This is a genomic window from Mycobacterium sp. 852014-52450_SCH5900713 (genome assembly GCF_001667075.1).
Lineage (GTDB): Bacteria > Actinomycetota > Actinomycetes > Mycobacteriales > Mycobacteriaceae > Mycobacterium.
In genome coordinates this window covers 78972-104041 of the sequence record NZ_LZIL01000078.1, presented here as the reverse complement: position 1 = coordinate 104041, position 25070 = coordinate 78972, and the positions used below count along the sequence as shown (strand labels likewise).

The window sequence follows — 25070 nt, the reverse complement described above, 5'->3', positions numbered from 1 at the left end:
CCAGCCGATCCCGCGCCGTTTGGTGAGCCATCGAGTAATTCACCGCGCGCTAGTGGAGAATAAACCTCCGCGTCAGGTTCAGGGTCGACGTCGCGCGAGTACCACGACGGGAATCGGTCGCGAGGTCTTCTGCTGGTAGGCCGTGTACCGGTTGCCGTTGTTCTTGTTGACGATCTGCCACAGCCGGGCGTAGTCGGGATCGTCCGGCAGCACCGCGCGGGCGGTCATCGCCAAACGCTTTGGCCCGACGTTGATCTCCACGTCCGGATGCTTGCGCAGGTTGTGATACCAGCCGGGCGCGCGCGGGTCGCCGCCCTTGGAAGCGACGATCAGGTAGTCGTCGCCGTCCCGGGCATAGGTGAGCGCCGCTGTTCGCGCCTGGCCCGTCTTGGCGCCCACGGTATGGAGCAGCAGGCTGGGTATCAGCAGCATGCGATGACCGATCCAGCCGTTCGTCCTGCGATAGACGGTGTCGTGTACGCGCAGGACCTGAGGCAGCAACCGCTGCTCGACCCAGGACGGAAGTGCCATCCGCCCAGTATTACTGGCTGGCGTCGATGCGGGCCAGAGCCGAGCGCAGGATTTCCGCGGTGGCGTCCCGGTCGGGGTCGCGCCGCAGCAACATTCCCTTGGCGACCGACAGTTTGTCGCCGTTGCGCCGGGGCAGCACGTGTAGGTGGATGTGGAACACCGTCTGAAAGGCGGCGCTGCCGTCGTTGATCGCGATGTTGGTCGCGTCGGCCAACTCCGTCGCGCGGGCGGCGCGGGCGATCCGTTGGCCGATGGTGACCAGCCCAGCCAGCGTCTCCGGCGGCGTGTCGGTGAGATCCACGCTGTGCCTCTTGGGGATCACCAGGGTGTGGCCGCGGGTGAACGGGCGGATGTCGAGGATCGCCAGGTAGTCGTCGTCTTCATGGATCCGGATGGCCGGGGCCTCGCCGGCGACGATCGCACAGAACACGCAGGGCATGTCGCCCACGGTACTGGCCGGCCCGGTGCGGGGGATACGCTGCCGCAGTGGACGCTCGCGACGTGGCCTTTGCCGGCGCGGCGGCTCAGGCACGAATGCTGGCCGACGGCGAACTGACCGCGCCCGAGCTGCTCGAAATCTACCTGGAACGGATCGCGCGGCTGGACAGCCAGCTGCGCTGCTATCGCGTGGTGCTCTCGGACAGCGCGCGTTACGAGGCCGCCGTCGCGCAGGACCGCCTCGACGCCGGCGAGCGGCTCCCGCTGCTCGGGGTGCCGATCGCGATCAAAGACGATGTCGACGTCGCCGGCGAGGTGACGACCTATGGCAGCGGCGGACACCGCCCCGCCGCGACCTCCGACGCGGAGGTGGTCCGCCGGCTACGCGCCGCGGGCGCCGTCATCCTCGGCAAGACCAATGTGCCCGAGCTGATGATGTTTCCCTACACCGAATCGCTGACGTTCGGTGCGACCCGCAACCCATGGAATCCCAGGCGAACTCCAGGCGGCAGCAGTGGCGGCAGCGCCGCCGCGGTGGCCGCCGGACTCGCTCCGCTGGCGCTGGGGTCCGACGGTGGCGGGTCGATTCGCATCCCGGCGATCTGGTGCGGACTGTTCGGCGTCAAACCACAACGGGATCGAGTGTCGTTGGAGCCGCACGACGATGCGTGGTACGGGCTGAGTGTCAACGGCCCGCTCGCCCGGTCGGTCCTGGACGCGGCGCTTTTCCTCGATGCGACGTCGACCGTGCCGGGGCCCGAGGGCGAGTTCGCGGCCGCGGCGACGCGTCACCCCGGCAAGCTGCGAATTGCCTTGAGCACCAAGTCGCCAACGCCGCTGCCCGTCAGGATCGGCAAGCATCAGCTCACGGCGGTAGAACAGGCCGGCGCGTTGCTCCGCGATCTCGGTCATGACGTGATCACCGCCGACCCCGACTATCCGCCGTCGGCCATCATGACCAATTACCTGCCCCGCTACCTGCGCGGTATCAGTGACGACGCCGATTCGCTCGCTTACCCCGAACGTCTCGAAGCGCGCACCCGCAACCTGGCGCGCGCCGGTTCGTTTTTCTCGGACCGCCGAATGACCGCCCTTCGCGACGCGGAGCCGGCAGCGGCCGCCCGGATCCAAGCGATCTTCGACGACGTCGATGTCGTCGTCACGCCCGGCAACGCGACGGGCCCGTCTCGCATCGGCGCCTACCAGCGCCGCGGCGCGGTATGGACGCTGCTGGCGGTGGCGCAACAGGTGCCCTACCAGCAGGTCTGGAACCTGACCGGACAGCCTGCGGCGGCCGTGCCGTGGGACTTCGACGGTGACGGTCTGCCGATCGCCGTGCAGCTGGTGGGCAGGCCGTACGACGAAGCGACGCTGTTGTCGCTGGCCGCGCAGATCGAATCCGCCAGGCCGTGGGCACACCGGCAACCGCCGGTGTCATAAAGAGCGCCTCATCTATTGCGCCGACCCGCTTCGCCCGGCTTCGCCGCGCTCGCGATCGACGTGATCTCGCGCCACGCGGCCAGCTTGGCGCCCGGTCGGATGGCGTTTGCCGGGCTCGTCGACGGTAGCCGCCGGTACTCGACCCGCTCGTCGGCCTCGGCGAGCCTGCGGTACAGCTCCGCAGCCTTGGCGCCGTTGAAGTAGACCCGCGCGATCGTTGGGTACCGCGCGAACAGTCCATCGAAGTCGTTGACCGCCAGGCTTTTCGGCTCGATTGCCGCATCCGCGCTGCCGGCGCGGCGACATGCGCGCAAGACGTCCCAGAGGGCCACGCCCGCCGTTTGCAGCGCGACCAGCCGTGCTTCGTACGGCGCCGTCGCGTCGAACCCGAACAGCTCGCCGGTGATCGGCCAGAACGCATTTCGGGGATTGCCGTAGTACTGACCGACTGCCAGGGATTGTGCGCTGGGAAATGACCCCAGGATCAGCACACTCGCGTGCTCATCGACGATCGGCGGAAATCCCCGCAGCAGAGGTGTGCTCATCGTTTTCCATCATGGCTCGCGATCGGCGCCCGTTGTACGTTGACGAAGTGGACGAGGACCTACTCGACGGACTCGAGGGCAGCGCACGCGCCGAACGGGCCGAATTGGTGGAGTGGCTGCTCGAGCAGGGCATCACCGCCGAGGAGATCAGGACGACCAATCCGCCGCTGCTGCTGGCCACCCGCCACCTCATCGGTGACGACGGCAGTTACGTGTCCGCCCGAGAGATCAGCGAGACCCACGGCATCGAACTGGACCTTCTGCAGCAGTTGCAACGCGCCATCGGTCTGGCCCGAATCGAGGACCCCGATGCCGTCGTGCACATGCGCGCCGACGGTGAAGCCGCCGCCTACGCCCGGCGTTTCGTCGAGCTGGGCCTGGATCCCGAGCAGGTGGTGCTGGTGGTCCGGGTGCTCGCGGAAGGCCTGTCCCGGGCCGCCGAGGTCATGCGCTACTCCGCGCTTTCGGCGATCATGCGGCCGGGGGCAACCGAACTGGAAATCGCCAAGGCGTCAAAGGCATTAGTCAGCCAAATCGCGCCCGAACTCGGCCCGCTGCTGCGGCACATGATGTTCATGCAGCTGCGCCACATGATGGAGACCGAAGCGGTCAACGCCGCCGAGCGCGCCGCCGGCCAGCCGCTGCCGGGAGCGCGTCAGATCACGGTGGCCTTCGCCGACCTCGTCGGCTTCACCCGGATCGGCGAAGCGGTGTCGGCGGAGGAGCTGGGTCATCTGGCCAACCGGCTGGCGGTCCTGGCCCGAGACGTCACCGTCCCGCCCGTGCGGTTCATCAAGACGATCGGCGACGCGGTCATGTTCGTCTGCCCCGATCCGCTGCCCATGCTCGACGTGGTGGTGAAGCTCGTGGACGCCGTCGACACCGACGCCGACTTCCCGCGGCTGAGAGCGGGGGTGGCCTCCGGCATGGCGGTGAGCCGGGCGGGAGACTGGTTCGGCAGCCCGGTCAACGTCGCGAGCCGGGTCACCAGTGTGGCGCGCCCGGGCACGGTGCTGGCGGCGGACTCGGTCTGGGAGACGATCGGCGACGCCGGCCGATTCGATGCGTCGTTCGCCGGTGCGCGCCGCCTCAAGGGCATCAAGAACGAGGTCAAGCTCTTCCGGATCCGCCGCGGGGTCGGTTCTGGCGGCAACTGACCGGGGAAATCCTGCGGACATGGGCAGGCCCGGACGACGCTAGGGGGCGTTGGGCTCCGTCATGCGCGGGTCCTACGCGGCCGGTTTTCTACCCTGACATCCGGCGCTTGGGAATTGGTCGTTTCCGGGCCTGCTTCGCTACCAAAAATACAACTTTGAACTGCCCATATCAACGGGTTTTCCGCACCCGACGCGCCTTCTGCGCGCGGGCCGGTGCGGGGCTGCGTTCGCCGGCGGTGAACGCCATTCCATTGCGGCTGTAACGATGTAATCATGTAATTATGAAATCTCACCACACGCACGGCCGGCGCTACGGCCGCCCCGGCGGCTGGCAGCAGGCACAGCAACCCGACGCGAGCGACGCCGCCGAATGGTTCGCCGGGCGCCTGCCCGAAAGCTGGTTCGACGGCGACCCGACGGTCATCGTCGACCGCGAAGAGATCACGGTCATCGGGAGACTGCCCGAACCGCAGGGCTCGGAGAAAGAGACCGAGGCCCGCGCGGAAGGGCGCGCGTCGCGCTTCCGCGAGGAAACCCGTTCGGAGCGAATGCGCATCGCCGACGAGGCGCAGGATCGCTACGGCCGCAAGGTTTCCTGGGGCGTCGAGATCGGCTCCAGCACCGGCGCGGAGCGAATCCTCTTCACTCACATCGCAGTACCTGTGATGACGCGCTTGAAGCAACCGGAGCGTCAGGTGCTCGACACATTGGTCGACGCCGGCGTCGCGCGGTCCCGCGCGGACGCGCTCGCGTGGTCGGTCAAGCTCGTCGGCGAACATGCCGAGGAATGGTTGGCCAAGTTGCGTAGCGCCATGTCGGCGGTCGACGATCTGCGCGCCGAGGGCCCCGACCTTCAGTCGTAATTCAAAGTCACAGTGCGGCTAAAGGTTTGGATCCGATCAGCCACCGTAATTGGTCCACCAGGTATGCAGGTCCTCGATGGCCGGGGGATCCCCGTAGACGTCACAGAGCATGAGTTTCGCCTCGTTGGTCCATATCACGTTGGGGTGGTTTTTATAGGTGCCGCAAGCGATCATGCCCGCGGTCACCGACGGCGTGCTGTCGTGGTGCCAGCCATCCGGTGACGTGCCGGCTCCGGGGCAATTCATCAGCTGCACGGCGGCCACGTCGTCGTCGAACGCCTTCTTGAGCAGGTCCGTGTTGGCGAACAGGCCGTAGACCGCGCGGGATGGGCCACCCTGATTGGTGTTCTGGTCGCAGTCGACCATGGCCAGCGCATTCACCCAAATGCTGTTGGACTTCGGGGTCGCGGGCGTGCAAGCGCCACTGGGATACCCGGCGGGCAGCATGCCCAGCAGCTTGCCCTGCGGGTTGGCGGGCCGAGTAGTTGTCGTGGTGGTGGGGACGGTCCTGGTGGTGGTCGTCGTCGACGTGCGGTTCGCCTGCGGGTTGCTGTCGTCGCCTCCCATGAATATCGCGATGCCCACGGCAGCCAGGACCACGACGATCACCAGCGCGGCGACGGCGGCGACGATGGGCCAGGGGTTGCGTCGTTTCGGTGGGGGTTGGTTCCAGGCGGGTGGGCCGCCGAATTGTTGTGGTGCACTGCCCCAATTGGCGTTGGCGGCTTGGTAATAGGGCGGCGTGACCGGGGGCTGGGCGGCGGCCGGAATGGGCCCACTGTCGGGCCGCCAGGGCGGAGCGCTTTGCCCGGGAACCGGAGTCGAGCCGAGCGCCGGGGTGGGTGTCGGTGCATTCTGGCCCGGCGACGGTGGCGGGGTGTTGGCCGCCGGACGCGGCGGCGGGGGAGGCACCATCACGGTGCCCGGCAGGGTGGCTTCTTGGCTGCGGCGCAAGATGGTGGCGGCGTGGTCCTGGTCGGGGTCGCTGAGCGCGTCGTGGGCGGCCAGGGCCAGGTCGCCGGCGCTGGCGTAGCGGTCCTCGGGTTTCTTGGCCATCCCGCGGGTGACTACCGCGTCGAAGCCCTTGGGGATGCCCGGGCGCACCGCGGTGGGCTGGGGGATGGGGTTCATGGTGTGGGCGGTAACCAGTGCGCCCGCGCTGCTGGATGTGTAGGGCGGCGAGCCGGTGAGGCATTCGTAGAGCACGCAGGCCAGCGCGTAGATGTCGGCGCGGTAAGTGACTTCGGCATTGGAAAAGCGTTCGGGCGCCATGTATTTCCAGGTGCCGACCGCGGTGCCCAACTGGGTGAGCTTCTCGTCGGTGGTGGCGCTGGCGATGCCGAAGTCGACCAGGTAGGCGAAGTCGTCGCGAGTGACCAGGATGTTCTGCGGTTTGACGTCGCGATGCATCACTCCCGCGGCATGGGCGGCATCGAGCGCCGAGGCGATCTGGGTGATGATGGCCACCGCGCGCGGCGGGGCCAGCGGGCCAAAGCGTTTGAGCACGCTGTCTAGGTCGGTGCCCTCGATCAGGCGCATCTCCAAGAACATCTGCCCATCGATTTCGCCGTAGTCGTGAATGGGCACCACGTGCGGCTCCTGCAAACGACCGGCGGTGCGGGCTTCACGTTTCATCCGCTCGCGAAAGACCGGGTCCCTGCTGAACGTCTCCGAGAGCAGCTTGACCGCCACCGTCCACTCCTTGACGGTGTGCTCGGCCTCGTAAACCTCCCCCATCCCACCCCGGCCCAGCAGCCGCTTTAGGTGATAAGGCCCAAATTCCGTCCCCGCCCGCGAGGCCTGCTCATCACTCATCGCCGATCCTTCACCCAGCCACCACACCGTCGACAACCCAACAATCGCCGGGCACACGGGTCAGCCGCAACCCCCTGGCCCAGCAACCATGACCGTAAGCCCCCGCCCAGCCCGACGCATGACAATCAACCGATTAGCCCGGTGTGCTCTCGCCGTCCGTGGCGATCTGAAACGTGAATTCGTGGTCGCAGATGCGGACGTGGTCGCCGTCGCGCAGCGTGGCGGCGGAGCGGATTCGCTCATGCTGCACGTGCACCCCGTTGGAAGAGCGGAGGTCGTTGATGATGAAGCTGGTGCCCGTGTCGACGATGACCGCATGGTGGCGGCTGACTTTGGGGCTGTCGAGGACGATGTCGTTGTCGCTGAGCCGCCCGATCCGGGTCGCCGCCGCTCGCAGCGGATAGCTGCGTCCCGAGATCTCGTGCAGATACGCGATGGCCTGCTGGCCGGACACCATGGTGTGCTGTTCGAGGACCGTGACCGTATCGACGGCGGCGGTCTTGGCGGTTCGCTTCACGTCTAGCGGTTCCTGCCGCAGGATCTGCTCATTGAGCGACCGCAGTGTCGGTCCCGGATCGATCCCCAGGTCGTCCGCGAGAGTGGTTTTGACGCGGCGGTAGGCGGCCAACGCGTCAGATTGGCGGTCGGTCAGATAGTATGCCGTGATCAACTGGGCCCACAGCGGCTCGCGGTAGGGATGTTCCGCGGTCAGCGTCTCCAGCTCGGTGATCACGGCGAACGCACGCCCGCAAGCAATTTCGGCCTCCGCCTTTGCGCCATGGACCAGGATCTTTTCCTCGACAAGGGAAGTGGCGAAGGTGTCGACGAATTGGAACTCGCGCAGGTCCTCGAGCACCGGCCCGCGCCACTGCGCCAATGCCGCCGCCAAGTGCTGGCCGGCCTCTTCGAATCTGCCCGTGGCGGCGGCATGCACGCCCGCCGTCTTCTCGGCGATGAACCGCCCCAGATCGCAATCGTTTTCGGCGATGTTGAGCCGGTATCCGGGAGGCGCCGCGGCCAACACCGCCCGCGGGTCGATGCCGGCGCCGCTGAGCAGCTTACGCAGGTTGGACACGTAGGAATGAATGCTGGCGCGTGCCCCCGACGGCGGCTCGTCGTCCCACAGAGCCGTGATGAGCCGGTCCACCCCCACCGGACTGTTGCGGTTCATCAGCAGCATGGCCAGCACCGCCCGCTGTTTGGGGGTGCCCAGGGGCACCAGCGTGCCGTCGACGCTCATCTCCAGCGGTCCGAGCAGGCCGAGTTCGAGACGCTTGTCCACCATCGCCTATCGGTCCTTCCGGTCACTACCGTTGCCATTCTGCTGCAACCCCCACGGAGCCGACGCAGTGACACTAACTTTTGGCACCGGGAGTGAAATGCGTTCCCCGCGACGCGATTGCGGCCAGGCCACGCGGCGGGATGTTGCGCTACGCCCGCGTCATGGCGTAGTAGGCGCCTTGGCGGGCCAACAGCTCGGCGTGGCTGCCTTGTTCGACGATGCGGCCCGCCTCGACCACCACGATGCGGTCGGCGTCGCGGATCGTCGAAAGGCGGTGCGCGATAATGAAGCTCGTTCGATCCCGGCGAAGCTCAGACATGGCCCGGGCGATGAGCGCTTCGGTGCGGGTGTCGACCGAGCTGGTCGCCTCGTCCAGGATCAGTAGCCGCGGCCTGGCCAGAAATGCGCGCGCGATGGTGATGAGCTGCTTCTCGCCGGCGCTGATATTGCCGCCCCCGCCGCTGACGCGCGTCTGGTAGCCGGCTGGCAGGGTGTGTACAAACCGGTCGACATAAGCCGCCTTGGCGGCCTGCACCACCTCGTCCGCACTGGCCTCGGGCCGCCCGTAGGCGATGTTCTCAGCGATCGTCCCGTCGAAGAGCCAGGTGTCCTGCAAGACCATGCCGATTCGCGACCGGAGCGCCTGCCTGTTCACCGTGGTGATGTCGATCCCGTCGACCAGGATCCGGCCGGAATCGACGTCGTAGAACCGCATGAGCAGGTTCACCAGAGTGGTCTTGCCGGCTCCGGTGGGCCCGACGATCGCCACGGTGCTACCCGGCTCGGCCACCATCGACAGGTCGTGGATCACCGGGGCGTTCGGGTGGTAACCGAAGCTCACGTGCTGGAACTCCACCCGCCCGGCCGGGCGTCCGTCGAGCCCCGGCAGAGCGGGCTCGGGGTCCGGCGATTCCTCGGGCTCGTCGAGCAGATCGAACACCCGCTCAGCGCTGGCCACCCCGGACTGCAGGGTGTTGTACATCCCGGCCACCTGGCTAAGCGGGGCGTTGAACTGCCGGACATATTGGATGAAGGCCTGGATACCTCCGAGAGTGATGTGGCCGGTGGCCACCTGCAGGCCGCCCACCACGGCGACCGCCACGTAGCCGAGGTTGCCGATGAATGCGGTCGCCGGTGCCACCAGGCCGGAGAACATTTGGGCGCCGAAACTGGCGTGATAAACGTCGTCGTTGCAATCGCGGAATTGCTTGCGAGCCGCGGCCTGGTGGCCGAACGTCTTGACCACCGTGAAGCCACTGTAGGTCTCCTCGATGTGGGCGTTGAGGCGACCGATGCTCGTCCACTGCGCGACGAACAGCCGCTGCGCGCGCCGCGCGATCGCGCGCGTCGCCACCAACGACAGCGGCACCGTCGCCACCGCGATCAGGGTCAACAGCGGCGAGATGGACACCATCATCGCCAGTACCGCCACCACGGTCAGGATCGACGTCACCAGCTGGCTGATGGTCATCGACAGCGACGACTGCACATTGTCGATATCGTTGGTGACCCGGCTCAGCAGCTCGCCACGTTGGCGGCCATCGAAGTACGACAACGGCAGCCGGTGGATCTTGTCCTCGACATCGGAACGCAGCGCGACCATGGCGCGTTGCACGGTGACGTTGAGCAGCCGCGCTTGCGCCCAAATCAACAGGGCCGAAATCAGATACAAGCCCAGCGCCACGGCCAAGGTCCGGGCCACCGCGCCGAAGTCCACGCCCTTGCCCGGCACCACATTCATCCCCGACAGCAGGTCGGCGAAGGTGCCCTCGCCCCGGGCCCGGGCCGCGGCGACGGCCTGGGCCTTGGTGATGCCCGCGGGGAGCTGTCGACCGAGCACCCCGTTGAACAGCAGATCCGTGGCGTGCCCGAGGATTCGCGGGACGACAACTCCGATCGCCGTCCCCGTGATACCCAGGATGATCACCGCAATGCTCAGCCGGCGTTGCGGCGCAAGTCGTTTCACCAGTCGGGCAGCCGAACCCCAGAAGTCGCGCGACCGCCCGGCCGGGGCCGGGGTCAAACCTCGGGTGGCCGCCGCGGTCATGGCGCGCCCCCGACCCGACCCGATCGCAAGGCGCTCACCGACTGCGAGTCGGCGAACTCCGCGTAGGTGGCGCAGTCGGTCAGCAGCGTTTCGTGCGTGCCGGTGCCCACCAGCTTCCCGCCGTCGATGACGATAACCTGGTCGGCCTGGGCGGCGGTCGAAACCCGTTGGGTGACAACGATGACGGTGGCCTCGCCCGCTATCTGCTGGAGCGATGCCCGTACCCGCGCGTCGGTGTGCACGTCGAGAGCCCCGAACGAGTCGTCGAAGAGGTAGATGGTCGGGCGGCGGATGACCGCCCGCGCGATCGCCAGTCGCTGCCGCTGGCCGCCGGAGAAGTTGATTCCGCCCTGGGCCACCCGCATTCGCAGCCCGTCATCGTGTGCGCGGACGAATCCTTCGGCGTCGGCCACCCGCAACGCGTCCCACATCTCGTCGTCAGTCGCGTCCGCCTTGCCGTAGCGCAGGTTATCGGCCACGGTCCCGGAGAACAGATAGCCGCGCTGGGGAACCAGCCCGATCGCGGACCAGAGCCGCTCTGTGTGGTAATCGCGGACATCGACATCGTCGACGAGGACGGCGCCGCCGGTCACGTCGTAGAGCCGGCAGATCAGCGACACCAGCGTCGACTTTCCCGAACCGGTGCTACCGACGATGGCCGTGGTGGTGCCGGGCCGTGCCGTCAACGAAATGTCCTGCAGCACCGGGCTGTCGGCGCCCGGATAGGTGAACGTCGCACCCGCCACGCGCACCACCCCGGTGATCCCGCCGCCCGGAAACACCGGCCGCGGCGGGTCGGTGACCGCGGCCTGGGTGGCGAGCACCTCGGTGATCCGTTCGGCGCACACGGACGCTCGCGGCAGCACCACCAGCGTCATGGTCGCCATCAACACCGCCATGAGGATCTGGGTGAAGTAGGCCAGAAAGGCGGTCAGCGAGCCGACCTGCATTTGGCCACGATCGATGCGCAGCCCACCGAACCAGATCAGCGCGACGCTGGAAACGTTGACGGTCAGCGTGGTCACCGGCAGCATCACCGCCTGCCAATTGCCGGCGGTCAGCGCGGTGTTCGACAGGGCGGCATTGGCGCGGGCGAATCGGTCGCGCTCGTAGGCCTCGCGGGCGAACGCCCGCACGACCCGGACGCCGGAAAGCTGGTCGCGCATTACCCGATTGATGCCGTCGATCAGGCCTTGCATCCGGCGGAACAGGGGCAGCATGTGCGACATCACCCAGTAGTTGGCCACGGCCATGATGGGAACGCTCACCAGCAGCAGCCAGGTCAGCGCCGCCTCTTGGTGGATGGCCATGAAGATTCCGCCGATGCACATGATGGGCGCGGTGACCAGCACGGTGCTCGATATCTGAACCAAGTACTGAATCTGGCGGACGTCGTTGGTGCTGCGCGTCAACAGCGTGGGTGCGCCGAAGCGGGCGGTCTCATGCTCGGAGAAGGTGGTGATGTGGTTGAACATCGCGGCACGCAGGTCGCGGCCGAAGCCCATCCCGGTTCGCGAGCCGAAGTACACCGCCGCGACCGCGCACAACGCCTGCAACCCGGTGACCGAAAGCATCACCATGCCGAGCCGGACGATGGTGGCCGTGTCGCCCTTGGCGACGCCCTCGTCGATGATTGCGGCGTTGACCGTCGGCAGGTACAGCGAGGCCAGCGTGCTGGTCAGCTGGAGCGCCATCAGCACTGCGACCAGCCGCCGGTACGGCTGGATGTACTGGCGCAGCAGTGCCAGGAGCATTTCGTAAGGGTCGCATACGGCGCGTCCCGCGGTGGGCAGCAGCCGCCGGATGGCCCAACCCGCGTGGGGGCGACTGAAACGCCTGCTCAGGCGCGTCGGTGGTTGACCCGCTGAGCTGCCGCTACAGTGCATCGTGTGGACCGGCAGCAGGCTGAGCAGAAGCAGGGTAGCGGTGCGGCGTAACTCGAGGGCGCTGGCCGGTGCGGCATTAGCCTTGGCGATCTTGGTTCCCGCGGTTGCGGCCTGCTCCGATTCGGGCGGCAACAAACCGGGGGCGACGTCGTCGACAGCGCCGGGGAATTCGGAGGGACACCACGGGCCGATGTTCCCCCAGTGCGGCGGCATCAGCGATCAGACGGTGGCCGAGCTGACCAAGGTAACCGGGCTGATCAACACGGCCCGGAACTCCGTCGGCTGCCAATGGCTGGCGGGCGGCGGCATCCTCGGTCCGCACTTCTCCTTCTCCTGGTATCGCGGCAGCCCGATCGGACGCGAGCGCAAGACCGAGGAACTCTCGCGCGCCAGCGTCGATGACATCAACATCAACGGACACGGCGGCTTCATCGCGATAGGAAACGAACCGAACCTCGGTGACTCGCTATGCGAGGTGGGCATCCAATTTCAGGACGACTTCATCGAGTGGTCGATCAGCTTCAGCCAAAAGCCGTTTCCGCCGCCATGCGACATAGCCAAAGAATTGGCGCGTCAGTCGATTGCGAACTCCAAATGACCAGAAGAAACGTCCGCCCCGTGGTAGCCGTCTTGATCGCGGCGTTACTGGTGTTGACCGGATGTTCGAGGTCCGTCGCGGGCAACGCCGTGAAGGCGGGTGGCCCCACGCGCAACAACAACTCCCAGCAGCAGTATCCGAACCTGCTCAAGGAGTGTGAGGTGCTCACCAGCGACATCCTGGCCAAGACCGTGGGTGCCGACCCGCTCGACATCCAGAGCACGTTCGTCGGCGCCATCTGTAGGTGGCAGGCGGCCAACCCGGCCGGGCTCATCGACATCACCCGGTTCTGGTTCGAGCAGGGCAGCCTGAGCAACGAACGCAAGGTCGCCGACTTCCTGAAGTACAAGGTCGAGACGCGCAACATCGCGGGAATCGATTCGATCGTGATGCGCCCGGATGACCCGAACGGTGCATGCGGAGTGGCCAGCGACGCGGCCGGAGTGGTCGGCTGGTGGGTCAACCCCCAGGCACCCGGCATCGACGCCTGCGGTCAGGCCCTCAAGCTGATGGAACTCACGCTGGCCACGAACTCGTAGCTCAGCGCGGCACCTCGAACCCGATCAACTGCGCGCGACCGAGTTCGAGGTCTCCCCATCCGGACGGCACGGCCAGCACCGCGATCGCCGACGTCGGGAACTTGGCCGAAATTCCCTCGGCCGCAGCGGTATCGGTACCACTGCCGGCCAGGCCGAGGGCCAGGGCGGACATCGTCGGCTCATGTCCGACGACCAGCAGCGTCTTGACGTCGTCGGCGACGGTGTTGATCTCCTCGATCATGGTGCCGGGTGTTGCGCCGTAGAGCCGCTCGCTATACCGCACCGGGGCATCGATGCGCGTGTTGGCCAACGTCTCCCGGGCGCGCTTCGCGGTGGAGCACAGGACGGCGTCGATGGCCGGCGCGTTGGCGCGCAGCCAATCACCGGCGAGTCCGGCCTGCTTGATGCCGCGGGATGCCAGCGGCCGGTCGTGGTCGGTGACCCCCGCCGGGTAGTCGGATTTCGCGTGGCGCATCAACAGCAACGTGCGCTGGTCTTTCACGGAAGCCACGCTAACCCCTATGCCGCGTCGTGGTCATCGTCGTCGTCACGCAGGAGCCTTTTTTGGGGTGGCGGAACGTGTTGGTGCGGGGTCGGCCCAGGCCGCCGAGCACCACTGATTGATCAACCTCTCGACGAGCGCGCGGCGGCGTACCCGCTCGGAGACCTGCCGGGCGAGGTCCCGCGTCTTGTCGGTGTGCGGACTTAAGCTCGCAATGCCCTGGTAACCACGCAGTTCGAAAGGAGGCCACCGCCATGCGATTCCTGCACACCGCCGACTGGCAGCTCGGGATGACCCGGCATTTCCTCGCCGGCGACGCCCAGCCGCGATACTCCGCGGCCCGGCGGGATGCGGTGGCCGGGTTGGGGGCGCTGGCGGCGGAGGTGGGTGCCGAGTTCGTCGTGGTGTCCGGTGATGTCTTCGAACACAACCAGCTTCCCCCGCAGGTTGTCGGGCAGTCCCTGGAAGCCATGCGCGCCATCGGGATTCCCGTCTACCTGCTGCCGGGCAACCACGATCCGCTGGACGCGTCCTCGGTGTACACCAGCGCGCTGTTCACCGCCGAACGCCCCGACAGCGTGGTGGTGCTCGACCGGGCAGGCGTGCACCAGGTCAGGCCCGGGCTGGAGATCGTCGCCGCGCCTTGGCGGTCCAAGGCCCCGACCACCGACCTGGTCGCGGAAGTCCTTGAAGCCCTGACGCCGGAACCGGTCACCCGGATCCTGGTCGCCCACGGCGGGGTCGACGTGCTGGACCCCGATCGCGACAAGCCCTCCCTGATCCGGCTCGCCGCGCTCGACGACGCGCTGGTGACCGGCACGGTGCACTATGTGGCACTGGGGGACAAGCATTCCCGCACGCACGTCGGGAACAGCGGCCGGGTCTGGTACTCCGGGGCGCCCGAAGTCACCAACTTCGACGACGTGGAATCGGACCCAGGCCACGTCCTCATCGTCGAGATCGACGAAGCCGATCCGCGCCGGGCCGTCACGGTGGAATCGCGACATGTCGGCCGCTGGCGCTTCGTCACCATGCACCGACAGGTCGACACTCGGCGCGACATCGCCGACCTGGACGTCAACTTGGACTTGATGACCGAAAAGGACCGCACCGTGGTGCGGTTGGCGCTCACCGGGTCGCTGACGGTCACCGACCGCGCCGCGCTGGACGCGTGCCTGGACAAGTACGCGCGGCTGTACGCCTGGCTCGGCCTGTGGGAACGCCGCACCGACCTGGCGGTCATTCCGGCCGATGGCGAATTCAGCGATCTCGGTATCGGGGGATTCGCCGCCGCGGCGGTGGACGAGCTCGTGGCAACGGCGCGCGAAGGTGATTCCGAGACCGCCGTTGACGCGCAGGCGGCGCTGGCGCTGTTACTACGGCTCACCGATCGGGGTGCCGCATGAAGTTGCACCGCCTGATCCTGACGAACTACCGCGGCATCACGCACCGGGAGATCGAGTTTCCCGATCATGGCGTCGTCGTGGTGTTCGGCGCCAACGAGATCGGCAAGTCGTCGATGGTCGAAGCCCTGGACCTACTGCTGGAGTCCAGGGACCGCTCGACGAAGAAGGAAGTCAAGCAGGTCAAGCCCACCAACAGTGATGTCGGCTCCGAGGTGAGCGCCGAATTGAGCTGCGGCCCTTATCGATTCATCTATCGGAAGCGGTTCCATAAGAAATGTGAAACCGAGCTGACGATTCAGGCCCCGCACCGCGAGCAGCTCACCGGCGACGAGGCGCACGAACGTGTCCGCGCGATGCTGGCCGAGACGGTGGACAGCGACCTGTGGCATGCCCAGCGGGTGCTGCAGTCCGCATCAACCGCCGCGGTGGATCTCTCGGGCTGCGATGCACTCTCACGCGCGCTCGATGTGGCGGCCGGCGACACCGGGGCGCTGTCGGGCACCGAACCGTTGCTCATCGAGCGAATCGACGCGGAATATGGACGCTATTTCACCGCAACCGGGCGTCCGACGGGCGAATGGGCTGCGGCGATCGCGCGACTGGCCGACGCAGAAGCCGCGGTCGCCGAGTACGCGGCGGCGGTCGCCGAGGTCGACGAGCGGGTGTGCCGGCATGCCGCCCTGACCGAACGGGTCGCGGAGTTGTCCCAGCAGCGCATCGCTGCCCGCCCCCGGCTCGCCGCCGCGCAGGAGGCCGCGGAGAAGATCGACGAACTCACCGGCCAGGCGCGGGAGGCCGAGTTGATCGCCGCCGCGGCAGCGGCGACGAGCGCCGCCGCGACAACCGCCCACCACTCACGCCTGCAACTGCTCGCCGAAATCAGCACCCGCACAGCCGTTGTCGCTACCGCCGAGGCCGAAGCGCAGGCCGCCGCCGACGCGCGCGACGCGGCGCGCGCCGGGGCCGACGCCGCCGACGCCGCGACCCAAGAGGCCGCCGCGGCCCTCGCTGCCTTGCAACTCGGCGTCGAATCCGCCCGGCGTGCCGTCGCTGAGCAAACCGACCGCGAAGAAGCCGACCGGTTGAGCGCCCGAGTGGACAAGGTCGAGGCAATCCGGCGGGACCGCGATCAAGTGTGCGCGGCACTCAGCGAGATCGCCATCACCGAGCAGCTGCTGCGGCGAATCGAGAACGCCGCCGCCGCTGCCGATCGCATCGGCGACCAGTTGGCGTCGACGTCCGCCGCGGTCGAGTTCACCGCCGCCGCGGACATCGAACTCTCCATCGGCGAGCAACGTGTGTCGCTGTCCGCGGGCCAAACCTGGTCCATCACGGCCACCGGACCCACCTCGGTCCAGGTTCCCGGCATACTGACCGCGCGGGTCAGTCCGGGCGCGACGGCGCTCGATGTTCAAGCGAAACACACTGCCGCACAAGAAGAATTGGCCGCCGCGTTATCCGCTGCCCGGGTGGTCGACCTCGCCGCCGCTCGATCCGCCGATCAGCGTCGCCGAGAACTGCAGGGCAACCGCGACCAGCTGAGCGCAACCCTGGCCGGCCTGTGCGGCGACCAGGAGATCGACCAACTGCGCGCGCGACTCGCGGAGCTGCGTGCCGCGCAACCGGCCGAGGCCGGCTTCCCCCCGGCGGACGTCGGCGCGGCCCGCGACGAACTCGATGCCCTCGAGAAGGCTCACCTGGCCGCGCTGGCGGAGTGCGACGACCGCCGTCGGACCGCCACCGCCGAATCCGCCCGGCTCACCGAGTTGGCAACCCGCGCAACGGTTCTCCACAACACGTTGCAGACGCAACGCGGCGAGCTCGACGCCGCCACCGACCGGCTGGCCCGGGAGCGGGCATCGGCCGGCGATGACGAGCTCGCGGCCTCGGCGGACGCGGCGCTGCAAGCGGCGCGGGCCGCCGAACGTCGCCACGCCGAGTTCGCCGACGGCCTTGCAGCGGCGAATCCGGACGCGGTGCACAGCGAATTGACCTCTGCTACCAAGGAAGCTGAGGAACTTCGCGAACGCTACGAAGAGGCCGCGCGCGCATTGCGCGAGATCACCATCGAACTCTCGGTGTTCGGCAGCGAGGGACGCCAGGGGAAGCTCGATGCCGCGGAGACCGAACGTGAGCATGCCGCCAGCGAGCACATCCGGGTCGGCAGCCGGGCCCGTGCGGCGCGGCTGTTGCGCTCGGTGATGACGCGCCACCGTGACACCACCCGGCAGCGCTACGTCGAGCCCTACCGCGCGGAACTGGAAAGGCTCGGCCGGCCGGTGTTCGGGCCCACGTTCGAGGTCGACATCGACAGCGACCTGTGCATCCGCAGCCGCACCCTCGACGGCGTCACGGTGCCCTACGAATCCCTCTCCGGCGGAGCCAAGGAGCAGCTCGGCATCCTGGCGCGGCTGGCCGGCGCCGCCCTGGTCGCCAAGGAGGACGCCGTTCCGGTGGTGGTCGACGACGCGCTGGGGTTCACCGATCCCGACCGGCTGGCGAAGATGGGGGAGGTGTTCGACACGGTCGGCACGCACGGTCAGGTAATCGTGCTCACCTGCAGTCCGGACCGGTACGACGGCGTCAAGGGCGCGCACCGCATCGATCTCAGCGCTTAGCGCGAACCCGCTGAGCTGCGTCGAACCCCCGCCTGTGGACCGGCGCGGCGAAGCCCGCCGGCCGTCCCGGCAGAATGGGATCATGGCGGGCCGACACCGATGACGATGAATGCGAAACGGCGCCGGGTGCAGGAGAAGCTCGCGGCGTTGCCCGGGGTGCGGCCCGTGCGTCGGCCGATCTCGCCGGAAACCAGCGAAGAGTTCGATCTGTACTACGTGCGCACCGGCCGCAAGTCGGCGCACCCGCTGGTCATCATCCCGGGCGGTCCCGGCGTGGCGTCGGTGCAGATGTACAAGGGCCTGCGAGGCCGCGCCGCCGCTGCCGGCCTGGACGTCATCATGATCGAACACCGCGGGGTGGGTATGTCGCGCCACGACGACGCGGGCGCAGACCTGCCCCCCGGAGCGATCACCGTGAACCAGGTTGTCGACGACATCGCCGCCGTGCTCGACGACGCCCACGTCGACTCGGCCGACATCTACGGCGCGTCGTACGGCACCTACATCGCCTCCGGGTTCGGTGTGCGCCATCCCGGCCGGGTGCGGGCGATGATCCTGGACTCTCCGTTGCTGTCGCGGCATGACATTGTGATCGTGCGCCGCGCGATTCGTCGGCTCCTGCTCAGGGGCGATAGCCCCGAAACCGCCGCGCTGGCGCCCAAAATGCGCAAGCTCGTCGACGCCGGGGTGATGACCGCGGCGGCCACCCAGGTGGTCGCGACGATCTACGGCTACGGCGGCGCCGGCCTGCTCGAGCGCGAACTCGACCTGCTGCTGGATGGCCGAAAGCTGTTGTGGTGGGTGATGTCCCGGTTCACCACCCTGAGCAACCTGCCATATCGCTACGAGGAAGACCTGGTGAGCCGCATCGCGTTCCGCGAACTCGACTACGCCGCCGAACCCGACGGGCTTCCGCTGGACCCGGCCGTGGCGGAACGCGAGGCGCGCACGCAGACGGCGACATTCGAGGACGAGCCCTATGACCTGGTGGCCGAGATGCCGCATTTCGGCTGGCCCACCGCGGTGGTTTCCGGCGGTCGCGACCTCATCACCCCGCCGGCGGTCGCCGAGCGCGTCGCCGCACTGCTGCCGCACGCGGTGCTGTTGAAGCTGCCCACCATGGCGCACAGCGCGCTGGACTTCCGTGAGCCCGCCGCGATCGCCATCGCCCAGGCGGTGTCGCGGGGCGAATTCGACGGGCTCGCCGCGAAAGCCCCGGCGCTCGACGCGCTTCCGCCGCGCCCCGAGCTGCGCCTGCTGTGGAAGGCGATCGGGGTGGCGGCCGCGGTGGAGGGCATCCTGCCGATCCCGGCGCCGCTACGCCGGGTCAGCCGCGCATGAATCCGATGGCGGTGTAGCGCAGGTCGCCGAGCCCGGCGGCGCCGAAATTGGCCAGCGTGCTGCGTACCGCGACGTCGCCCGGCGATTGTGTCAGCGGCAGGCTGAACCCCTCGGCCCAGATGAGTTTGTCGAGATCGTTGGCCAACGCCCGCGCCTTGCCGGGGTCGAGTTCTTCGAGGGTCCGTTCGATCGCCGCGTCGATCTGCGGGCTGCCGATCTTGCCGAAGTTGCTTTCCCCGCCGGATAGGTAGATCTGGGTCAGCGCCGAGAGCGGGAAAGCGTCACCGAGCCAACCGAATTGGGCGATGTCGAAATCCCCGACGTTGATGTAGTTGGTGAAGAAACCGCTGCCGGACCTGGACACCAGTTCGAGCTTGACGCCGATCTGGGCGAGACTGTGCTGCGCGATCTGGGCGAACTGCCGGCTGCCCTGGGCGTCATAGAACAGATCGCGGATGACCAGCGGGCGACCGTCCTTCTCGCGGAACTGGCCGTTGAGCTTCCAGCCCAACGCGTCGAGCTCCCGCTTGGCCTCGTCCGGGTCGTACGGGACGACCGCGCTGTTGTCCTGGTAGCCCTTCTGCCCGGCGACATAGATGTGGTTGCCCAACGCCACCGGATCACTGGTGAGGCCGTATTGGACGACCTTGGCGATGGTGCGCCGGTCGATGCCCTTGGCGACCGCGAGGCGCAGCGCCTTGTCGGCGAGGATCGACCCGGGCGCACCGTTGAACGTGAAGTGAGACCACGCGGGTGCCGGGGCCCGCCGGATCGAGATCCCTTTCGTACGCTGCGCGATGGTCAGCTGGTCGACCGTACCGACACCCGACGCGTCGATGGTGTTGTTCTGCAGCGCGGGCAGCCGCGCGGCGTCATCCAGCACCAGGTAGGTGATGTTGTCCAGGCGCGGACGGGCGCCCCACCATTTCGGGTTGCGGGACAACACGATCCGTTGGGTGGTCCGGTCCAGCGACGTGACGATGAAGGGGCCGGCCGACGGGCCGGGCGCATCCAGTTGGCCCTTGTTGAACGCCTCCGGCGTGGCCGTGACGCTCTTGGGGAGCAGCATGCCGTTGCCGGCGAACATGCCGCGCCACTCGGCATACGGTTTGGCGAAGGTCATGACGGCCTGCCGGTCATCGACGCCCCGGGTGACCGACGCGACCCGGTCGGCGCCGCTGGGTCCCGCGATTTCGAACGTCTTGTCCGCTCCGCTCAGCGCGTGGATTTGGCTGGCGATGTCTTCCCACGTGATCGGGGTGCCGTCGGACCACACCGCCTTCGGGTTGATCGTGTAGGTCACCACCTGCGGTGCGGTGCCGGTGAGTGCGACGCTGGTGAAGTAGTCGGTGTCGACCGTGGTCGAACCGTCGGCGCCGATGATGAATGCCCGTGGCAAGGTGGCCTTCATCATGGCGGCCACTTCGGCCGAATTGCCGTCGATGTGCAGGATGTTGAAGTTGGGCGGAAAATCACTGAGCGCCAGCCGCAGGCTGCCGCCGTCCCGCAATGTGGCGGGATCCTGGGGGTTGATATCGCTGCTGGTGCCGATCTCGGCGGCGTTGTGGCCGGTTTCCGGCATGACGTTGATGGCCGGTGAGCATCCGGAAACCGTAAGCGCTACAACGAAAAGCGCCGTCGCGACCCGCCTAGACACGTTTGCCCAGATCCGCTCGTGGCACGGCGCCCAAAAGTTGCCGGGTGTAATCGTGCTGCGGACTGCCGAACACCTGCCGGCTGTCGCCCTGCTCCACGATCGCGCCGGCATACATCACCACCACCTGGTGAGCGAGGTGTTTGACCACCGAAAGGTCATGGGACACGAACAGATACGACAGGCCGAACCGCTCCTGCAGGTCGAGCAGCAGGTTGATGATGCCGGCCTGGATGGAGACGTCGAGGGCGGACACCGGCTCGTCGAGCGCCAGGATCTTCGGTTGCAATGCCAGCGCCCGGGCGATGCCGATGCGCTGCTTCTGCCCACCGGAGAACTCGGCCGGATAGCGGGCGGCGTCGGCCCGGCGCAACCCCACGATGTCGAGCAGCTCTGCGACGCGCGCGTTCGTCCGGTCTTTGTCGAAGCCGTTGGCCAGCAACGGTTCAGCGATCAGGTCGAACACCGGCAGGCGGGGGTCCAGCGCGGCCACCGGGTCTTGGAACACCACCTGGATGTCGCGTCGCAACGATCGCCGGCGGGAGGCGCTCAGGGTCGCGACATCGGTACCGAGCACTTCGATCGAACCCGATTGCGGTGCAACGAGTTCGAGGATCTCGTGCAGGGTGGTCGACTTGCCGGAGCCGGACTCGCCGACGATGCCCAGCGTGCGGCCCTGGCGCAGCTCGAAACTGACGCCGTCGACCGCGCGGACCTCACCGACGGTGCGGCGCAACACCACCCCCTTCGTGAGCCGGTACGTCTTGACCAGATCGCGCACGCGCACGACGACCGACGAGTCGCCGGATTCGGTTCGGGGGGCCTCGGTGTTAACCCCGTAGATGTCCGCGGCGCTGCGCCCGTTCACCCGGTCGGTGCGGATGCAGGCCGCGCGGTGATCCACCCCGACTGGGAGCAACTCCGGTTCGTCCGCTCGGCATTCGTCGATGACCAGAGGGCAGCGCGGCGCGAAGGGGCAGCCGGGCTCCAGCCCCACCAACGACGGGGGGGCGCCGGGGATGGGGACCAGCCGGGTGCCCTGGGCCGCGTCCAGTCGCGGAACGGAGCCCAATAGCCCAACGGTGTAGGGCATTTGGCGATCGCGGTAAAGGCCTTGCACCCCGGCGGATTCGACGACCCGGCCGGCGTACATCACCAGCGCCCGGTCGGCGAACTCGGCGACAACACCCAGGTCATGGGTGATGATCAGCACTCCCGCGCCGGTGACGTCGCGCGCCGTCTTGAGCACCTCGAGAATCTGCGCCTGCACGGTGACGTCCAGTGCGGTGGTGGGTTCGTCACAGATCAGCAGATCCGGGTCGTTGGCGATCGCGATCGCGATGACCACCCGCTGCCGTTCGCCGCCGGACAGCTCGTGCGGAAACGCCCGCGCGCGCCGTTCCGGCTGCGCGATGCCCACCAGCTCGAGCAGCTCCACCGCGCGCCGGCGGGCGGCGCTCTTGCCCACGTGCGGCTGGTGAATTTCGATCGCCTCGGCGATCTGGTCGCCGACGGTGTAAACGGGCGTCAGCGCCGACATCGGATCCTGGAACACCATGCCGACCGTCTTGCCGCGGAACCGCGACATCGCGTCGTCGCCGAGGCCCAGCAGCTCGGTGTCGTGCAGCCGCACCGAGCCGTGCACCCGCGCGTACTCCGGCAGCAGGCCCACCACCGCCATCGCCGAAACCGACTTGCCGGAGCCCGATTCGCCGACCATGGCCACGACCTCACCCGGGGCGATGCTGTAACTGATCCCGCGCACCGCGGTCACCGGTTCGCCGTCCGTCGGAAAGGTGACGGCCAGGTCGGTCACCTCCAGCAGCGCGCTCACCGGGCGCCGCCTCGCAGCATGCCGCTGCCGGGGTCCAGGGCGTCGCGCAGGCCGTCGCCGGTCACGTTGGCGCACACCAGGATCAAAACCAGCACGCCCGCCGGGAACAGGAACACCCACGGAAAGGTGGTCGCGGACTGGGTGCCATTGGCGATCAACGTGCCCAACGACACATCGGGCGGCTGAATGCCGAATCCGAGAAAGCTGAGCCCGGTCTCGGCCAGGATGGCCGAGGCGACGTTGAGGGCGGCATCGATGATCAAGATGGAGGCCACGTTCGGTACCACGTGGCCGAGGATGATCCGACGGCTGGAAACCCCCATGTACCTTGCGGCCCTGATGAATTCGCGTTCGCGCAGACTCATGGTCATGCCGCGCACCATGCGCGAGCTGATCATCCACCCGAATCCGGCCAGCAGCAAGACGAGCATCAGGATGTTGGCCGAGCTCTTGGTTCGCGGTGTGACGATGGCGATGAGGATGAAGCTGGGCACCACCAGCAGCAGGTCAACCAGCCACATCAGCGCCCGGTCGCGCCAGCCACCGAAATAACCGGCGATCGACCCGACCGTGGCGGCGATGCCGGTCGAGATGACCGCCACGCAGACACCGATCAGCATCGACTTCTGCATGCCCCGCAGGATCTGCGCCAACAAGTCCTGCCCCAGCGCGTTGGTCCCCAACCAGTGCCGGCTGTTCGGTGGTTGCAGCAGCGCGTCGAAGTCGAGGTCGTCATAGGAATAGGGCAGCACCGCAGGCAGCGCGTAGCAGCCGACGAACAGCAGCACCAGCAGCGTTAGTGACACGACCGCCAAGCGGTTGCGGAGGAACCTGCGCAGCACGAGTTTCCGGCGCGAGGTGAACTCCGTTGCCTTGGGTGCCGAGAGGCCCTGAGCGCCTTCCACTTTGGGTTCGGTCGTCATGACACCCGCACCCTCGGATCGAGCGCGGCGTAGAAGACGTCGGACAGCAGGCCGGCCAGCAGCACCACCGTGCCCGAGAACAGCGTGATCGCGGCGATGATGTAGGTGTCCTGTGTGGCGATGCCCTGTACCAGCCATTCACCCATGCCGTGCCAGCCGAAGATCTTTTCCACGAACACCGCACCGGTGACCAGCCCGGCCACCCCGTAGGCGAACAGGGTGGCTAACGGTATGAGCGCCGTACGCAACCCGTGCTTGACCAAGGCGCGGCGGCGGGTGAGTCCTTTGGCGCGCGCGGTGCGAATGAAATCCTGGCCCAGAACGTCGAGCATCGCGTTGCGCTGATAACGGCTGTATCCGGCGGCGGCGGCCAGCGTCAGGGTGAGCGTGGGCAGGATCAAATGCCGCAACCGGTCCACCAAATGGTGTCCGAGCCCGCCGCTCACCCCCGGCGAGGTTTCCCCGGTGTAATCGAAGAGGTGCACGCCCAAAGCCCAGTTCACCCGCAGCGCACCAAGGATCAACAGGCTGGCGATGACGAACGTCGGGGTGCTCAGGACCAGCAGCGCCACCATCGTGACAAGGCGGTCACTCAGTCGGTACTGGCGGATGGCTCCCCAGGCGCCGGCGACGATGCCCAGGACCGTGCCGGCCAGCGACCCGACGACCAGGAGCCGCAGGGTGACCCCGACGCGGCGCCAGAGGGTGGCGCCGACGGGCTGTCCGGTGATGGTCTTTCCGAAGTCGCCGCGAACGGCGTGCGAAGCCCACTGCGCGTAGCGGATCGGTATCGGCTTGTCCAAGTTGAGCGCATGGGCCTTCGCGTCGATCACCGACTGCGGCGGACGCGGACTGCGCTGCAATAGGCTGTCCAGTGGCCGGAACGCCACCGACGTCAGGCAGAACGTCAGAAACGACGCCAGCGCCAGCAGCACGACGTAGTTGAGCAATCGGCGCGCCAAGAAGCGGATCATCCCCGACCGCACCGCCCGCCTCGCATTGGGACAGGTTAACGAGCCGGGCCCGTCCTTGTGATCCGGCTGATTCTCATGAGTGAATTACGGGTGGTTAGTTGCTACGTTCAGCCCGCGATATCCCGAGGAGGCGCGCGTGACGGTTACCGATGACTACCTGTCCAACAACGCCCAATACGCGAGCGGCTTCCAGGGCCCGCTGCCCATGCCGCCGAGCAAACACGTCGCGGTGGTCGCGTGTATGGATGCCCGGCTCGACGTCTACCGCCTCCTCGGCCTCAACGAGGGCGAGGCGCACGTCATCCGCAACGCCGGCGGAGTCGCCACCGACGACGTCATCCGCTCGCTCGCCATCAGCCAGCGGTTGCTGGGGACCCGCGAGATCATCCTGATCCACCACACCGACTGCGGGATGCTCACTTTCACCGACGACGACTTCAAGCGCGCCATTCAGGAGGAGACCGGTGTCAAGCCGCCATGGGCGGCCGAGTCATTCCCCGACGTGGGCGAGGACGTCCGGCAGTCGCTGCGCCGCATCGAGAACAGCCCGTTCGTCACCAAGCATGTCTCGCTTCGCGGGTTCGTCTTCGACGTCGCCACGGGCAAGCTCGAGGAAGTGACGCTCTAGCGCCGCCCCCTATACCGAGCGCGTTCTCAGGGCGAGAAATTGCCCATTT

At 67.6% G+C, this 25070-nt stretch carries 21 protein-coding genes; 9 read left to right on the top strand and 12 right to left on the bottom strand.

The genetic code is table 11. The features are described from left to right. Positions 1–78: 78 nt before the first annotated feature. Both A5773_RS23590 and A5773_RS23585 read right to left on the bottom strand, forming a co-directional pair. Positions 79–531, bottom strand: coding sequence for a nitroreductase family deazaflavin-dependent oxidoreductase (locus A5773_RS23590; protein WP_067792865.1), 453 nt, complete (start codon positions 529–531; stop codon positions 79–81). Positions 532–541: 10 nt separating this feature from the next. Further along, positions 542–970 carry an HIT family protein gene (locus A5773_RS23585; protein WP_066953048.1) on the bottom strand — a complete coding sequence of 143 codons (429 nt, stop codon included), beginning with the start codon at positions 968–970 and terminating at the stop codon, positions 542–544. A gap of 47 nt (positions 971–1017) precedes the next feature. Between A5773_RS23585 and A5773_RS23580 the strand changes: the two genes are divergently transcribed. Then, the gene (locus A5773_RS23580) at positions 1018–2409 is read left to right on the top strand and encodes an amidase (protein WP_082948365.1); all 1392 of its coding nucleotides are present in this window, start codon (positions 1018–1020) and stop codon (positions 2407–2409) included. Positions 2410–2417: 8 nt separating this feature from the next. Here A5773_RS23580 and A5773_RS23575 read toward each other — a convergent pair whose 3' ends face one another. After that, complete coding sequence (locus A5773_RS23575; RefSeq protein ID WP_067792858.1) at positions 2418–2954, bottom strand: DNA-deoxyinosine glycosylase; 537 nt, start codon at positions 2952–2954, stop codon at positions 2418–2420. 11 nt (positions 2955–2965) lie between these two features. On the opposite strand from A5773_RS23575, the gene A5773_RS23570 reads away from it, so the two are divergent. Both A5773_RS23570 and A5773_RS23565 read left to right on the top strand, forming a co-directional pair. Beyond that, the gene (locus A5773_RS23570; protein WP_067792855.1) at positions 2966–4111 is read left to right on the top strand and encodes an adenylate/guanylate cyclase domain-containing protein; all 1146 of its coding nucleotides are present in this window, start codon (positions 2966–2968) and stop codon (positions 4109–4111) included. Between the two features lie 281 nt (positions 4112–4392). Continuing rightward, on the top strand, positions 4393–4974 hold the full coding sequence (locus tag A5773_RS23565; protein WP_066952975.1) for a hypothetical protein: 582 nt from the start codon (positions 4393–4395) through the stop codon (positions 4972–4974). A 36-nt stretch (positions 4975–5010) separates the two neighbouring features. On the opposite strand, the gene A5773_RS23560 is transcribed toward A5773_RS23565, so the two are convergent. From A5773_RS23560 to A5773_RS23545, 4 genes are all read right to left on the bottom strand, one after another. Further along, complete coding sequence (locus tag A5773_RS23560) at positions 5011–6789, bottom strand: serine/threonine-protein kinase (protein WP_067792852.1); 1779 nt, start codon at positions 6787–6789, stop codon at positions 5011–5013. Positions 6790–6922: 133 nt separating this feature from the next. Further along, positions 6923–8074 (bottom strand): ATPase/transcriptional regulator EmbR, encoded by a 1152-nt coding sequence (gene embR / locus A5773_RS23555; RefSeq protein WP_067261960.1) that lies wholly within the window; start codon positions 8072–8074, stop codon positions 6923–6925. 145 nt (positions 8075–8219) lie between these two features. Next, complete coding sequence (locus A5773_RS23550; protein ID WP_066952979.1) at positions 8220–10118, bottom strand: ABC transporter ATP-binding protein; 1899 nt, start codon at positions 10116–10118, stop codon at positions 8220–8222. Further along, complete coding sequence (locus tag A5773_RS23545; RefSeq protein ID WP_067792850.1) at positions 10115–11872, bottom strand: ABC transporter ATP-binding protein; 1758 nt, start codon at positions 11870–11872, stop codon at positions 10115–10117. Before A5773_RS23545 ends, A5773_RS23550 begins: the two co-directional genes overlap by 4 nt. A 172-nt stretch (positions 11873–12044) precedes the next feature. On the opposite strand from A5773_RS23545, the gene A5773_RS23540 reads away from it, so the two are divergent. Both A5773_RS23540 and A5773_RS23535 read left to right on the top strand, forming a co-directional pair. Further along, positions 12045–12602: a DUF3558 domain-containing protein gene (locus A5773_RS23540; protein ID WP_066952984.1), complete on the top strand. Its 558-nt coding sequence runs from the start codon at positions 12045–12047 to the stop codon at positions 12600–12602. Continuing rightward, the gene (locus tag A5773_RS23535) at positions 12599–13141 is read left to right on the top strand and encodes a DUF3558 domain-containing protein (protein ID WP_067792847.1); all 543 of its coding nucleotides are present in this window, start codon (positions 12599–12601) and stop codon (positions 13139–13141) included. Before A5773_RS23540 ends, A5773_RS23535 begins: the two co-directional genes overlap by 4 nt. A 1-nt stretch (position 13142) precedes the next feature. On the opposite strand, the gene A5773_RS23530 is transcribed toward A5773_RS23535, so the two are convergent. Beyond that, the gene (locus A5773_RS23530) at positions 13143–13643 is read right to left on the bottom strand and encodes a histidine phosphatase family protein (RefSeq protein ID WP_156659496.1); all 501 of its coding nucleotides are present in this window, start codon (positions 13641–13643) and stop codon (positions 13143–13145) included. 254 nt (positions 13644–13897) lie between these two features. On the opposite strand from A5773_RS23530, the gene A5773_RS23525 reads away from it, so the two are divergent. The 3 genes from A5773_RS23525 (at position 13898) to A5773_RS23515 (ending at position 19008) form a co-directional block, all read left to right on the top strand. Then, entirely contained in the window at positions 13898–15049 is a 1152-nt protein-coding gene (locus tag A5773_RS23525; RefSeq protein WP_067792844.1) for an exonuclease SbcCD subunit D, read from the top strand. Further along, complete coding sequence (locus A5773_RS23520) at positions 15046–17667, top strand: ATP-binding protein (protein WP_067792841.1); 2622 nt, start codon at positions 15046–15048, stop codon at positions 17665–17667. The genes A5773_RS23525 and A5773_RS23520 overlap by 4 nt, the downstream gene beginning before the upstream one ends. Before the next feature lie 99 nt (positions 17668–17766). Further along, entirely contained in the window at positions 17767–19008 is a 1242-nt protein-coding gene (locus A5773_RS23515; RefSeq protein ID WP_067792838.1) for an alpha/beta hydrolase, read from the top strand. Here the strand turns inward: A5773_RS23515 and A5773_RS23510 are convergent. The 4 genes from A5773_RS23510 to A5773_RS23495 all read right to left on the bottom strand — a co-directional run bounded on the left by A5773_RS23510 (position 18995) and on the right by A5773_RS23495 (position 24393). Further along, positions 18995–20590: an ABC transporter family substrate-binding protein gene (locus A5773_RS23510; RefSeq protein ID WP_232001963.1), complete on the bottom strand. Its 1596-nt coding sequence runs from the start codon at positions 20588–20590 to the stop codon at positions 18995–18997. The two genes, A5773_RS23515 and A5773_RS23510, sit on opposite strands and share 14 nt — an antisense overlap. A 67-nt stretch (positions 20591–20657) precedes the next feature. Beyond that, positions 20658–22496, bottom strand: a complete 1839-nt coding sequence (locus tag A5773_RS23505) for an ABC transporter ATP-binding protein (RefSeq protein ID WP_067792835.1) — start codon at positions 22494–22496, stop codon at positions 20658–20660. Further along, positions 22493–23419: an ABC transporter permease gene (locus A5773_RS23500; protein ID WP_067261945.1), complete on the bottom strand. Its 927-nt coding sequence runs from the start codon at positions 23417–23419 to the stop codon at positions 22493–22495. Before A5773_RS23500 ends, A5773_RS23505 begins: the two co-directional genes overlap by 4 nt. Then, a complete protein-coding gene (locus tag A5773_RS23495) occupies positions 23416–24393 on the bottom strand; it encodes an ABC transporter permease (protein ID WP_066952998.1) in 978 nt (325 codons plus the stop codon). The genes A5773_RS23500 and A5773_RS23495 overlap by 4 nt, the downstream gene beginning before the upstream one ends. Before the next feature lie 136 nt (positions 24394–24529). Here A5773_RS23495 and A5773_RS23490 point away from each other — a divergent pair, with 136 nt between their 5' ends. After that, complete coding sequence (locus A5773_RS23490) at positions 24530–25021, top strand: carbonic anhydrase (RefSeq protein ID WP_066953000.1); 492 nt, start codon at positions 24530–24532, stop codon at positions 25019–25021. Positions 25022–25070: the final 49 nt, after the last annotated feature.